The sequence below is a fragment of the Bradyrhizobium sp. JYMT SZCCT0428 genome, assembly GCF_018131075.1.
GTDB lineage: Bacteria > Pseudomonadota > Alphaproteobacteria > Rhizobiales > Xanthobacteraceae > Bradyrhizobium.
Window position 1 is genome coordinate 49,447 of sequence record NZ_JAFCLS010000050.1, and the last position, 12,025, is coordinate 61,471.

12 protein-coding genes, 1 tRNA gene and 1 pseudogene are annotated in these 12,025 nt (G+C 59.2%); 9 read left to right on the forward strand and 5 right to left on the reverse strand.

Going from position 1 to position 12,025, the window contains the following annotated elements; all coding sequences use genetic code 11:
* Positions 1–60 precede the first annotated feature (60 nt).
* Complete coding sequence (locus tag JQ575_RS35505; RefSeq protein WP_212037861.1) at positions 61–522, forward strand: DUF3237 domain-containing protein; 462 nt, start codon at positions 61–63, stop codon at positions 520–522.
* Between the two features lie 790 nt (positions 523–1,312).
* On the opposite strand, the gene JQ575_RS35510 is transcribed toward JQ575_RS35505, so the two are convergent.
* Positions 1,313–2,098 (reverse strand): SDR family NAD(P)-dependent oxidoreductase, encoded by a 786-nt coding sequence (locus JQ575_RS35510; protein WP_212037862.1) that lies wholly within the window; start codon positions 2,096–2,098, stop codon positions 1,313–1,315.
* Between the two features lie 161 nt (positions 2,099–2,259).
* Here JQ575_RS35510 and JQ575_RS35515 point away from each other — a divergent pair, with 161 nt between their 5' ends.
* Positions 2,260–2,970 (forward strand): histidine phosphatase family protein, encoded by a 711-nt coding sequence (locus JQ575_RS35515; RefSeq protein ID WP_212037863.1) that lies wholly within the window; start codon positions 2,260–2,262, stop codon positions 2,968–2,970.
* An 87-nt stretch (positions 2,971–3,057) separates the two neighbouring features.
* Positions 3,058–3,825 (forward strand): SDR family NAD(P)-dependent oxidoreductase, encoded by a 768-nt coding sequence (locus JQ575_RS35520; RefSeq protein ID WP_192733886.1) that lies wholly within the window; start codon positions 3,058–3,060, stop codon positions 3,823–3,825.
* Between the two features lie 122 nt (positions 3,826–3,947).
* Here JQ575_RS35520 and JQ575_RS35525 read toward each other — a convergent pair whose 3' ends face one another.
* Positions 3,948–5,171: a serine hydrolase gene (locus JQ575_RS35525; protein WP_212037864.1), complete on the reverse strand. Its 1,224-nt coding sequence runs from the start codon at positions 5,169–5,171 to the stop codon at positions 3,948–3,950.
* Between the two features lie 176 nt (positions 5,172–5,347).
* Here JQ575_RS35525 and JQ575_RS35530 point away from each other — a divergent pair.
* A tRNA-Trp gene (locus tag JQ575_RS35530) sits at positions 5,348–5,423 on the forward strand.
* A 58-nt stretch (positions 5,424–5,481) separates the two neighbouring features.
* Here JQ575_RS35530 and JQ575_RS35535 read toward each other — a convergent pair.
* Both JQ575_RS35535 and JQ575_RS35540 read right to left on the reverse strand, forming a co-directional pair.
* Positions 5,482–6,633, reverse strand: a complete 1,152-nt coding sequence (locus tag JQ575_RS35535) for a tyrosine-type recombinase/integrase (RefSeq protein WP_212037865.1) — start codon at positions 6,631–6,633, stop codon at positions 5,482–5,484.
* Positions 6,630–7,223 (reverse strand): hypothetical protein, encoded by a 594-nt coding sequence (locus JQ575_RS35540; protein ID WP_212037866.1) that lies wholly within the window; start codon positions 7,221–7,223, stop codon positions 6,630–6,632. Before JQ575_RS35540 ends, JQ575_RS35535 begins: the two co-directional genes overlap by 4 nt.
* 108 nt (positions 7,224–7,331) lie before the next feature.
* Here JQ575_RS35540 and JQ575_RS35545 point away from each other — a divergent pair, with 108 nt between their 5' ends.
* The 5 genes from JQ575_RS35545 to JQ575_RS35565 all read left to right on the forward strand — a co-directional run bounded on the left by JQ575_RS35545 (position 7,332) and on the right by JQ575_RS35565 (position 11,742).
* Entirely contained in the window at positions 7,332–7,523 is a 192-nt protein-coding gene (locus tag JQ575_RS35545; protein ID WP_212037867.1) for a helix-turn-helix domain-containing protein, read from the forward strand.
* A 727-nt stretch (positions 7,524–8,250) separates the two neighbouring features.
* Entirely contained in the window at positions 8,251–8,811 is a 561-nt protein-coding gene (locus JQ575_RS35550; RefSeq protein ID WP_212037868.1) for a hypothetical protein, read from the forward strand.
* 230 nt (positions 8,812–9,041) lie between these two features.
* Positions 9,042–9,500, forward strand: coding sequence for a M48 family metallopeptidase (locus JQ575_RS35555; RefSeq protein WP_283842674.1), 459 nt, complete (start codon positions 9,042–9,044; stop codon positions 9,498–9,500).
* A gap of 430 nt (positions 9,501–9,930) precedes the next feature.
* Entirely contained in the window at positions 9,931–10,335 is a 405-nt protein-coding gene (locus JQ575_RS35560; protein WP_249167128.1) for a response regulator transcription factor, read from the forward strand.
* A gap of 927 nt (positions 10,336–11,262) precedes the next feature.
* Positions 11,263–11,742, forward strand: coding sequence for a PH domain-containing protein (locus JQ575_RS35565; protein WP_212037869.1), 480 nt, complete (start codon positions 11,263–11,265; stop codon positions 11,740–11,742).
* Positions 11,743–11,839: 97 nt separating this feature from the next.
* On the opposite strand, the pseudogene JQ575_RS35570 reads toward JQ575_RS35565, so the two are convergent.
* Positions 11,840–12,025, reverse strand: a pseudogene (locus tag JQ575_RS35570) (hypothetical protein); the annotation flags it as partial.

Genomic DNA, 12,025 nt, shown 5'->3' on the forward strand with positions numbered 1-12,025 from the left:
GATCCGGAAAAGTGGGTACCGGTTTTCCGATTAAGATCATGCTCCACTAAAAGGACTTCCATGACTCCGCAGCTCGAGACAAAGTATGTCTTCACGCTCACTGTCCACATCGGCGAGGTGACCTCGGCCGGCGAAACCGGCCACGGCGTGCGCCGGATCATCCCGATCCTGGGCGGCGAGGTGCGCGGCGATGATATCAACGGCAAGATCTGCGCGTTCGGCGCGGATTTCCAGATCATCCGCCCCAACGAGCTGATCGAGCTGGAGGCGAAATACGCCTTCGAGACCGACGATGGCGCGACCGTCTATGTCGAGAACAAGGGCCTTCGCTTCGGCCCGGTCGATCTGCTGCAAAAACTCAAGCGCGGCGAGCCGGTCGACCCCAGGCTGATCTACTTCCGCACCGTGCCGAAATTCGAGACCGGCCACGAGAAATACCGCTGGCTGATGGAAAACCTCTTCATCGGTTCCGCCGCCCGCCACGCCGACCGCGTCGTCATCGACGTCCATCAGGTGTTGTAGGGAACGGTTTTTCCCCGTCATTGCGAGCGCAGCGAAGCAATCCATCGCGCGCCCAGCCGAGGAATGGATTGCTTCGTCGCTTCGCTCCCTTGCGCAAACGCTTTGCGTTTGTCGCAGGCAATGACGGTTGCCTGCGACAAAACAACCCGACGGGCAAAATTCCGCTTCCCTCGTCGGGCAAATCAGCGGTTTGAATCGTCGCGTCCCGCCCGACAAGAGGGGCGTGCGCACGTCACGAACGCGCGGCGGGATGCGGTGGACGCTGGTTCACGCCTGACGACGGCGTGGATTAAAGCGTACGGCAAAACCGTGTGGTCCTGGCGCCCGTTGCAGGCGTCAAGCTGTCGGAGAAGCGCAAGCGGGAACGGCAGCGACGGAGTCAACCAAGAACTCGTCTCCGGGGAGATCACGGCATAAGCCGTAAAGCCATTGCGCAGGGAAGGCCGGGTGTTCTCCGCTGCCCTGTATGCTCGTGTGCAGCCTACTTAGTGCAAACCGCACACGGGACCGCGGGTGCAGCGCGCACCCGGTCTTCCCTGCGCCCTCTCATGAGAGGGCGGGAAGTTGCTGGCAAACCTCGGGCGCAATGCGTCGCGAGAATGCGAAACTGCGTTTGAATGACGGTGCCAACAACAAACACCGCCGTCGTCCCGGGCTTGACCCGGGACCCATAGCCACAGGAAGAAGTTTTGCGAACGGTCTCTGTTACCGCGTCTTCATCGAGAGATCACGCGGTATGGGCCCCGGCCTTCGCCGGGACGACGCGTTGATGGAGTTGGGGACGCAGCAATCAAACCGGCTTGCCCGTATACGGCATCGAGGCCGTCAGGCCGCCGTCGACCGGGATCGCCTGGCCGTTGACGTAGGACGCGTCGTCGCTGGCAAGGAACAGTCCCATCGCTGCGAGTTCATGCGGCTGGCCGGCGCGCTTCAGCGGATTGAGCTGGCCGATCTTGTCTTGGGTGCCGCGCTCCTTGGCGCGATCGAACACCGGCTTGGTCATACCGGTTTCGATCAGGCCCGGACAGACTGCATTGATGCGTACGCCGGTGCCGGACAGCGAATAGGCGGTCGTTTGCACCAAACTGATCACACCGGCCTTGCTCGCGCCATAGGGATGTCCGCTGGCGCCGGCCTTGAGACCTGCGACGGAAGCGGTGCAGACGATCGAGCCCGACTTCTGCCTGATCATGTGTGGCATCGAATGCTTGATCGCGAGGAACGGTCCGATCAGGTTGATGCGCAGCACTTCCTGCCAGTGCTCCACCGTCTGTTCGGGAATCGGAACCAGCCCGCCGCTGACGCCGGCATTGGCCCAGATCGCATCGAGCTTGCCGTATTTCGAGACCGCCGTGTCGATGAAGGCCTTCACGTCGGCTTCCGATCCCGCATCCGCCATCACGGCTTCGACAATGCCGCCGGCGTCGCTGACGAGCTTTGCGGTTTCCTTCACCGCTTCGCTGCGGTCGACCGCAATCAGTTTTGCGCCTTCTTTGGTGAACAGCAAGGAGGCCGCGCGTCCGATGCCGCTGCCTGCGCCGGTGATGATGACGGATTTGCCTTCGAGGCGGCCCATGAAGTTTCTCCCTGGAATATACAAGGTCGGCGTCTGCCGCCTTGCGGAATTTCAAACAAGTTTTCAAACGCTCAAGAACGTCGAAGTGACTTGAGGCGGTGCGTGCTCTGACGTACAGCGACATCAAAGACGATTGCAAACACTATTGAGGGACTTTGGCGATGTCCAATCCAGGCAAACCGAATGAGGTCACGACGCGCTGGTGGTGGGTGCGGCACGCGCCGGTCCGCGAGGACGGCGGCTGCATCTACGGGCAGAAGGATCTGGGCTGCGACACCAGCGACCGCGTGGTGTTCGACGCGGTCGGAAAAATCCTGCCGCGCAACGCGGTCTGGTATGCAAGCAATCTGAAGCGCACGCATCAGACCGCAGCCGCGATCTGGGCTGCCGGCTTTCCCAAGCCCGCCGACATGCCGCACGAGAAGGCATTTGCCGAACAGCATCTCGGCGAATGGCAGGGCATGAATCGCGCGGCGTTTCTGGCCAGCCGTCCCGCCGGCAGCCATTGGTTCGCGGCGATCGACGAACCCGCGCCCGGCGGCGAGAGTTTTATGGACCTCTATTACCGCGTCCGCGGCGCGATCGAGCGCATCACGAAGGAGCAGGCGGGCAAGGACGTCATCGTCGCTGCGCATGGCGGAACCATCAAGGCCGCCATTGGTCTTGCGCTGGGCGGTCAACCCGACAAGGGCCTCGCCTTTGATGTCGACAATGTATCGGTGACGCGGCTCGATCACATCGCAACCGGAAGCCAATCGATCTGGCGGCTTCCGATGGTCAACCAGCAGCCATGGATTGCCGACCCCTCGCACAATGCGATGCATCAGCCGGCGGGGCCGGAGGTCGTTCCGCCCGCGACGAAGCTTGCTTGAGCGTTGTCGAAAACCGCAAAGGCTGCTTAGTTTGAATCTGAAAAACGACAACCGGTGTAATGCCGGACCAACAACTGGGAGAGAGACATGAGCTTGTTCGACATGAAGGGCAAAGTCGCCGTCATCACCGGCTCCACGCGCGGCATCGGCCTTGCCATCGCCGAGCGGATGGCCGAGCACGGCGCCAAGGTCGTGATCTCCTCGCGCAAGCAGGACGTCTGCGATTCCGTCACCAAATCGATCAACGAGAAATTCGGCAAGGGCACGGCGGTCTCGATCGCGGCGAACATTTCCAGCAAGGAAAATCTCCAGAACCTCGTCGATGAATCCAACCGCGCCTTCGGCAAGATCGACGTGCTGGTCTGCAACGCCGCGTCCAATCCTTACTATGGTCCGCTCGGCGGCATCTCCGACGACCAGTTCCGCAAGATCCTGGACAACAACATCGTCGCCAACAACTGGCTGATCAACATGGTCGTGCCGCAGATGATCGAACGCAAGGACGGCTCGATCATCATCGTGTCTTCGATCGGTGGTCTGAAGGGTTCGACCGTGCTCGGCGCCTATGCGATCTCGAAGGCCGCCGACATGCAGCTCGCGCGCAACCTCGCTTGCGAATACGGCAAGCACAACATCCGCGTGAACTGCATCGCGCCCGGCCTGATCAAGACCGATTTTGCGAAAGCGCTGTGGGACAATCCCGATACCCTGAAAGCCTCGACCGCACGCTCGCCGCTGCTCCGCATCGGCACCCCCGACGAGATCGCCGGCGCGGCCGTGTTCATGGGATCGGCGGCCGGTGATTTCATGACCGGCCAGACGATTGTGATCGACGGTGGGGCGACGATTAGCTGACGCTATCTCGTCGTCCCTGCGAACGCAGGGACCCATACGCCGTGTCGCCAATTGTTGCGGACGACACGGCGTTACGGATGGGCCGCGGAGTATGGGTCCCTGCGTTCGCAGGGACGACGGGATTACTCCACCGCCGCGTACACCAGGTTCCGCAACATCGTGCGGATGTACTCCCGCTGGCCCGGGCCCTGCATCATGAACACCGCGAACAGGTCCTCCTTCGGGTCGATCCAGAAGAACGTCCCGGCCATCCCGCTCCAGAAGAAGTTGCCGCGCGAGCCCGGGAACGGCGCCATGCCGTCATGGGTGCGGACCGCAAAGCCGAGGCCAAAGCCGTGGCCGGCCGGCATCAGGGGCGAGTTGACCTTGACTGACGGGGCGAGGTGATCGGACGCCATCAGTTCCAGCGTCTTGCGGCTGACGATCCTGACGCCGTCGAGCGTGCCGCCATTGAGCAGCATCTGGCTGAAGCGGGCGTAGTCCATCGTGGTCGACACCAGCCCGCCGCCGCCGGATTCCATCACCGGCTTCTCAAGCATGTTGAAGAGCTGGACCTTGTCGCCGTTCCAGGGATCGGTCGGGAACGCCTCGGCCAGCCGGCCGGCATTTTCCTCTGCGGTGTGGAACGCGGTCTCGGCCATCTGCAGCGGCGCCAGGATGCGCTCGGTCAGGAAGGCGCCGAGCGACTTGCCGGAGATGACTTCGATGATGCGGCCGAGGATGTCGGTGGAGCGGCTGTAATTCCATTCCGCGCCGGGCTGGCAGATCAGCGGCATGCTCGCGACCATGACGGCATGTTCGGCATTGGTGATCTTGCGGCTGCGCAGCCGCGATTGCTGATAGAGCTGTTGCACCAGCCCGTTGCCGGTGTGGTCGTAAGTGATTCCCGAAGTGTGGCGCAGCAGGTCCTGCACCGTCATCTGTCGCTTCAGGGGCACCAGCTCGAGCTGGCCGTTGTGCTCGACGCCGACCTTCTGGCCGCCGAATTCCGGGATGAATTTCGCGACGGGGTCGCTGAGCAGGAAGTGGCCATCCTCGATCAGCATCATGACGCCGATGGAGACGATCGGCTTGGTCATCGAGAAGATGCGGAAGATGCTGTCCTGCGCCATCGGCGCGGACAGGATGGGCGCCTGCCGGCCGATCGCGTCGAACCAGCCGATCTGGCCGCGGCGGGCCACCAGCACGGTCGCGCCCGGCAGGGTTCCCTTGTCGACCTCGCGCTTGAAGGCGTCCGACATGCGTTGCAGGCGGGCGGTGGACAACCCGATCTGTTCCGGCTTGGCGTGGGGGAGGGACGGGGTCTGCGGGGCGGCGGCGTGTTTGGGGGCGGTCTGCGCGTTCATGGTCTCTCCCATTGCTCTTGGCTCTTGTTGTTGTGGGAGCAAGTTTGGCGCAGAACCCTTGACTTGAACAGGGCGGTCACCGATTTCCAGAGGGCCGCTCGCGGCTTCGCCCTTGCAATCGGGGCACCGCCTATGCTTGAAACGGGCCGAAACCGGCGGCGACGCATGGTTTGCGTAGGGGTGTAGCTCAGTTGGTAGAGTACCGGTCTCCAAAACCGGTTGTCGCAGGTTCGAGCCCTGCCGCCCCTGCCAATAAATCAATTACTTAGCAGCTCTTTGTTAGGCGCTCTGCTACCCTTGTGCTACCATTTCAATTGTTGGTACTTTTGGCAGCCCTTAGGGCAGCATCTGCCCGTGCCGCAGCGTCTTCTTGCATTCCAGGCATCACGTGGCTGTAAAGATCTAGGGTAATCCCGATCTTGCTATGTCCCAAGCGTTCCGATGCGACCTTGGGATGGGTGCCGGACGCGAGCAGATGGGTCGCATGGGCGTGCCGAAGGTCATGAAAGCGGTAGCGCGGGAGGCCGGTTCCGCGGATAACCCTCGCCCATTCCCGGGTGATCCAGACCGGCTCCATCATCTCGCCGTCGGCATGGGCACACACGAAATTGTCGTCAGATAGCCTCACGCCGAGCTTTAGAAGCCCTTGGGCTTGAGTGAGGCGGTAAGCGCGCAGTTCCTCAACGATCGTTCGACCCAGCGCCACGGTCCGCGCCCGGCCGTTCTTGGGCGGCTTTAGCCGGACGGCGCTGTTCATCTGTTCCACACTCTCCACCACGGCCAGTTGCGCCGTTTCCAGGCTTACGGATCGCCAGCGGAGGGCTGCGATCTCTCCCCGACGCATTCCGAGGAGGACGGCGAGGAGAGTGGGTATAAACAAACAGGTCCCCCGGAGAGCCTCGATCAGCTCACCCGTTTGCTTTAAGTCGTAGGTGGTCATGGCCGTCCGCTCAACCTTGGGCGGATCTACGGAATCGGCTGGGCTCCGTCCCATCAGTTGCCAGCGAACCGCCTGTGTCAGCGCTTGTTTTAGCACTCGATGACAGTGATGCACGGTCCGGGGAGACAATCCGCCGCTACCTTTCCGCCGGCCGCTGGTCAGGGCGGTTGAGTACGCTGTCGAGATGGCCATTGGCGAAAGCTTCGTTAGTTGAATGGTGCCGATCAGCGGGCTGATGTTCTTTCTGACTATCTCCCCGTAACGCTCGAAGGTCCGCGGGCTGACTTGGGTCCTGATGTATTCAAGCCATTTTTCCAAATACTCGCTCACTGTCGTCTTGGTCGGCTCCAGCGCATTGCCGGATTTGAACTCCGAAATGAGACGGGCGCTTTCGACTTGCGCTTGCCGTTTGGTCCCTTTGAAGGAGTACCACTTTCTGCGGCGCTTCCCGGTTTTCGGATCCGGGACGTCGAAAACAATCGCCCAATGGCCAGGGCTTCTTTCGCGAATGTGTCCTTTCATTCGTCATCCCCTTCCGCAGCCTGACTCAAGGCGCCCTGCGTAAATGCGATCAGGTTGTCGAGCGACTTGCCCTCGATTTCCGCGGTGATGCTTATCGGCGGAGGTTGCCTCTGAAACGATGACCACTTTGCTTTGTATTCAATCTCTGTGGATCTGTTCACCAGTAGTTGCGCTCTCCAGGAGCGGGTGATGCGGATTGCAGTGATTGGCATGTCAAAAATATTCCCATCGGGAGCAGGAAATTTAAGTTTTTTCCCAGAAAGCGCTGAGCTAACCGCGTCTACCAAGACTTGCCCTTTGGTATTGCCCCATTCGCGAGAGTAATCGTTGATGTTCACCCGGACCGGGGGGGCGTTTATGAGAGAAACTACGCGCTTGTCCACGTCCGACAAATTCTCCGTAGCCAACACGCTGATCAGAATTGCCGCGAAATTTTCGGCGGTTAACGGGACGCCACTACCCGGGCCGCGGCCTGGGGCAGACTTGAGTGCACCGAGAGCAACCAGCGCCCTTTGCCTTTCGTAGAGAGCTGCACTGGTAACCCCTAGCAGGGGAGCCACGGCCAAAAGGAACGATTTCAAACCAGCCATGACCAAAGCTGTACACAAAAGGTGGTGAATGTCCACCTCTTCCTCTTGCGGACACTATAGTAGGCTTCTATATTAGTGGTGGCGATACACCATTAAAGGAGACTGGCAGTGGCCACGACACCCAAAACGATGACGGTCCCCGAGGCGGGCGCAGAGTATTTCGGTCTAAGCCGCAACGCTTCTTACGAAGCTGCGAAGCGCGGGGACATCCCAACGATTAAGATCGGCAAGCTACTACGTGTGCCGATACGTGCCTTGGAGCAAAAGCTCGATAGTTCGCTAAAATCCGACGTGCCCTAGTTTGATCTCAAGTGCTCGAAAGGCGATTACGTGTCCCGATCCGCTGCGCGAAGAAGCAAGACAAAGATGCTTCGCCACGTCCGTTTGTATCACTACTTGATGCAGACGGAAGCGTGGCAAAGCCTTGGGGCTTTGGAGCGTTCCATCTATGTCGAAATCGCTTCAAGATATGCCGGCGATGGAAGCAATAATGGAAGCATTGGTTACAGCATTCGCGAAGCGGCTTCGACCTTTCGGGTCGGAAAGTCGACAGCCGCTCGTGCACTACAGGCCTTGCAAGACCGCGGATTTGTTGTCGCGCGCAAGAAGGGAGCGTTCAGCCTGAAGAATCGTCATAGTACCGAATGGCGTTTGACAGAATTTGGATGCGATCTGACCGGTGCGCTTCCTACGAAGGATTTTGTCAGATGGTCATCTCAAAACCAAAAGCCGGTCCCGCCTGAAACCCCGACGGTACCGGTGATGGGACCGACCGGTACCTGCAATGGGACCAAGCATTCCCAAAGGGCGCCCACGGTATCTCTGGTGGGACCGCCACGAGCCGAATCCAGCATTCTCGGTACCTCCGATGGGACACATATAGGTTACCAGGGGGTGGAGCAGCCGAGCATGACCAACAGAGAGCGTTCCGCGAAGTGCGCCCCCAAGGTGCGCTGTAGCGAGCGAGCCGCTCGGGAAGGGGACCAAGATGCCGCGACAGCGTGAGCGGGTTTGTCTGCAGGATGGATTGAAGCTCGACCTGAACCGACTCGCGCGAATCGGCTTCGTCCGGCGCGAAGCAAACATTGGTTTTCGCGGGATCAAATGGACCCATTCCTATTGGGGGGACATCGCAAGTGGTTTGATCAGCGCCGACATGACGGGCCAATTTGAAGGCTGGTTACGAATTCAGGTTGGCGACCTTGACCAGCGGATCACGCTGGTCCCGGAGGAGCGACATTTCGGTGGCCGGCAATGGTATTTTATTTGCCCAGTCAAAAACCGGCGAGCGTCCGTGCTCTGGAAGCCGAGCGGGGCAACGCGGTTTTGCAGCCGTCAAACGTGGGGCAGGCGTGTGGCGTACCGGTCGCAGTTCCATGATCCCGCGAATCGGGCGCACGCCGGCAAATCCAGGATCAAGGCGCGACTGATTGCTGATCTTGATCCTGATGAATGGGACTTGCCTCCAAAGCCCAAGTGGATGCGATGGGCCACTTACCAGCGTCACGAAGAACGCTTCGATCATTATGAAGGTGTCCTGGACTATGGATGTGCCACTCTGGTTGCGAAGCTACTTGGAAAAAAATAACATGAAATCAACGGACATCCCCAAGTTAGCTAAGAGATTTCGATTCGCGATCCGTCCACAAATGCCTACGCGGCTTACAATTAATGACGCCTATGGACCATATCCGCCGCCCGAGCACGCGCCCTTTGTTTGGTGCCAGACGGCCCAGAGGTACAGCCGGCCCGCCCATGTGGTAGCCCTCAGAAGCCCGTCAGGCCCCTTTCCCAACTCACCAGTCTGCTCTTCAAGGCATGCGACGATCCTATCGATTGAAGTTCGTCACCGATGCCGACGTTCCGTTGCGCCTCAAGAACGGGCGTTGGGAGTTGTCCGAAGCCTTTATCGCCAGAGAAGGAGAGCCGGCCGCACGCAAGGCGTTCCGGGATTTCTACATAGCGAAAGGGCTCCAGATTTTCACGGAACGGGTTCAAAGCCTTGCCCCGCTGGTCGGCGTGGAGCCAGGTGAGGTTGCCGTCAAAGAACTGGGTTACCATTGGGCATCCTGCGGGGTGGGCGGCGCATTGAACTTCCATTGGAAGACCCTGATGGCTCCGCAGACCGTCATTGACTACATTGTTGTGCACGAACTCTGCCACCTGCGACACCGTGATCATTCGGATGCTTTCTGGAACGAGGTAGACAAGGTGTTGCCGCGATACCGGGAGCGGAAGGAATGGCTTAGGACAAACGGGGCTTCGCTCGATTTGTAGGCGACTACAACTTCACCAGTAGGAGTGTAGGCGGGAGTCGTTCTTCGTACCGCTGTTCGTGATCGATGAAGCCGTTGACCGAGCAAGAAGGGAGTGATCACTAAGGGCAGTTGAGGATTCGGCGGTGGTGAGTTTTGCAAAGGCCTAACCACGGATGGGAGCAAGTTTGGGGTCATTGGGTTGCAAAACGGTAGCAAATTGATCCGCGCGCAAAAACTATTGCAAAAAAATATCTAGTTATATCAATGGCTTAGTTGATTGCCGTAAGGCTTCTGCACCGGTCTTCAACTTCGGTTGCAACGTTTGGGTGCGTGTGGGGCGCTCCGTTCAAGCTACATGTCCACAGCTCAAGCAGCTGTGCGAGGAAAGGCGGTGATGCCATCACCTGCACCGACACCTACCGCCAACGCTTGCACCGAGCGAAAGCGAATTGGGCTGCGTCCTCCTCGACGTGCGGTTACCGGGACTAAGCGGCCTAGAGCTGCAAGAGCGCCTGAACGAACTCGGCTCGACGCTGCCTATCATATTTGTCACCGGTTTAGTTGATGTCAGAACCACCGTGCGCGCCGTCAAGTCAGGTGCGGAGGATTTTCTGATCAAGCCCGTATCGTCGGACGCGCTTCTTAACGCCGTCGAGCGGGCCGTGGCGCGTCATGAAGTGGCGCGTGGCGAAAAGATCGGGCTGGAGATGGTTCGCGCTCATGTCGCGAATTTGACACCGCGCGAGCGGCAGGTAGTCGATCTGGTGGGGAAATCGGACCCGGGTTTTAGATTTATGGGAGGTGCAAAAGTCAGGAGGATCGCGTCATGGAGCGACGCCGCATCAAGCACGTAGCTTCCTTTGAAGAACGACTGGCAGAACAGGCCCGAAGGTTTAGAGAGCAAGCTAAAATGTTACCGCCGAGCAAAGAGCGTGACGACCTAATGCGCCGCGCCCGGCAAGCGGAAATAACCACATCAACGAGTGGCTAACCTCACCCGGCAGTGCGTCGCCCAAATGAACGAGTACCGCGCCTATTTGCTGGGGCCGGACGGCCACTCCAGAGCCGGGTCGAGCTAATCTGCGATAATGAAGAAGCCGCCGGAGATGTAGTTCATTTGCCAGCTTTCTTTCCAAAATATCGGATGCCTTCCACGTGTCAAAGCGGTCGCTCGCCTGCCGTCGATAACGGCGCATGCCATTTAACCCGAAACGGGGTGTGATCCCACGTCTTGATTCCGACCGTGCAGCAGCGACGGCCTTGCAGCCCGGCGCGAGCGCCGGCAACATCATCGAAGCGAGTATCTTTTTGCTCGCTTCCCAGCCAGCGGTCGGGGTCGTGAGGATCACCATTGCCTCGACCGCCGGATTTCGAGAACGACCAGCTAACAAGTTGTCCCTCTCACACATCTGCGGACGGCTCGCCGGGTCTGACGAACAGTGGTTCTTGCCACACATACACCGTTGACGCGGGTCCTGCCGACGCCGCAGGCAGCTGCGATCTCCGTGATCATGCTGTCGGGCTGCGCAATCGGCGCTGGTGTCATCGCTTGCGCCGATACTGCAACTGACAAGGCGAAGCCAGCAGTAGCGATCAATCTGAGCATTTTCTTCTCCCTAATCTGTGTGCGATCACCCATCACATACTGGAGGATGTCCGGTTATCATGTTCAAGCAGCACAATTGTTACGGACTGATCACTCGAAGGCTTGCGATAGATCAACGTAACGAAGACGACTGAATCGGAACCTGATCAGCCTAACGGGACGATGAGGCTAGCCTATGGGACGCTATATCGACGAAATCTTGCAGCCCGGCGAGAAGGTCCTGTATTCGACCAATGAACACTGGATGTACTTTCTCCCTGCAATCGCGGCGTGGGCCGTGACGATTGCTTTTCTGGTGCTGTGGTGCACTGTTGCGAGTGATTTGCTGACGTTTGTTTGCCTAGCCTTGGCAGCAATGGCCGGGATTGCGGCCCTGTATTGGACGGCGACTGCCTGGTTTCATCGTTGGACGACTGAGACTGATGTCACGAACATGCGGGTCGTCCATAAGACTGGCTTCATCAAGCGCCGAACATTTGAAATGAGCCTCGACAAAGTCGAGAGCGTCGATGTCAACCAGAGCATTCTTGGCCGTCTTATGAATTATGGCGACCTCACTATTCAGGGCGTTGGCGAGGGCACGGAAACCATTTCGACCGTTACCTCGCCGCTCGCGTTTCGCAGCGCCATCACCGCAAGGCCGGTCGGCAAGTAAATCGGCGGCCTCCCGGGGGCCGCATGTGCGGTTTGAACACGGGCCGGGTATCTGTACGGGTCTTCGACCCAGCATTCTCGCGGCAGATTTAGGCCTGCTAGTTTCCGAGCGACAGGCTGATCCGAGTTACGACCGAATCCCACTGACGGTCTTCCGCAGCTGGATAATTTATTAGGACGCAATTCATGTATTCGTTTACCCGGTTGCAGCGGTTGTACCAGGTTCGCCCATTGCGAATGCTGGACACTGCAAAGAAACGTGGTGTCACTCGTTTGTACTGAAT

What these genes read in the sequence shown, in the direction of transcription:
- JQ575_RS35515 (WP_212037863.1), top strand. Translation starts at nt 2,260, where the DNA reads ATGTCCAATCCAGGCAAACCGAATGAGGTCACGACGCGCTGGTGGTGG.
- JQ575_RS35555 (WP_283842674.1), top strand. Translation starts at nt 9,042, where the DNA reads ATGCGACGATCCTATCGATTGAAGTTCGTCACCGATGCCGACGTTCCG.
- JQ575_RS35540 (WP_212037866.1), bottom strand. Translation starts at nt 7,223, where the DNA reads ATGGCTGGTTTGAAATCGTTCCTTTTGGCCGTGGCTCCCCTGCTAGGG.
- JQ575_RS35565 (WP_212037869.1), top strand. Translation starts at nt 11,263, where the DNA reads ATGGGACGCTATATCGACGAAATCTTGCAGCCCGGCGAGAAGGTCCTG.
- JQ575_RS35510 (WP_212037862.1), bottom strand. Translation starts at nt 2,098, where the DNA reads ATGGGCCGCCTCGAAGGCAAATCCGTCATCATCACCGGCGCAGGCAGC.
- JQ575_RS35505 (WP_212037861.1), top strand. Translation starts at nt 61, where the DNA reads ATGACTCCGCAGCTCGAGACAAAGTATGTCTTCACGCTCACTGTCCAC.
- JQ575_RS35525 (WP_212037864.1), bottom strand. Translation starts at nt 5,171, where the DNA reads ATGAACGCGCAGACCGCCCCCAAACACGCCGCCGCCCCGCAGACCCCG.
- JQ575_RS35535 (WP_212037865.1), bottom strand. Translation starts at nt 6,633, where the DNA reads ATGAAAGGACACATTCGCGAAAGAAGCCCTGGCCATTGGGCGATTGTT.
- JQ575_RS35520 (WP_192733886.1), top strand. Translation starts at nt 3,058, where the DNA reads ATGAGCTTGTTCGACATGAAGGGCAAAGTCGCCGTCATCACCGGCTCC.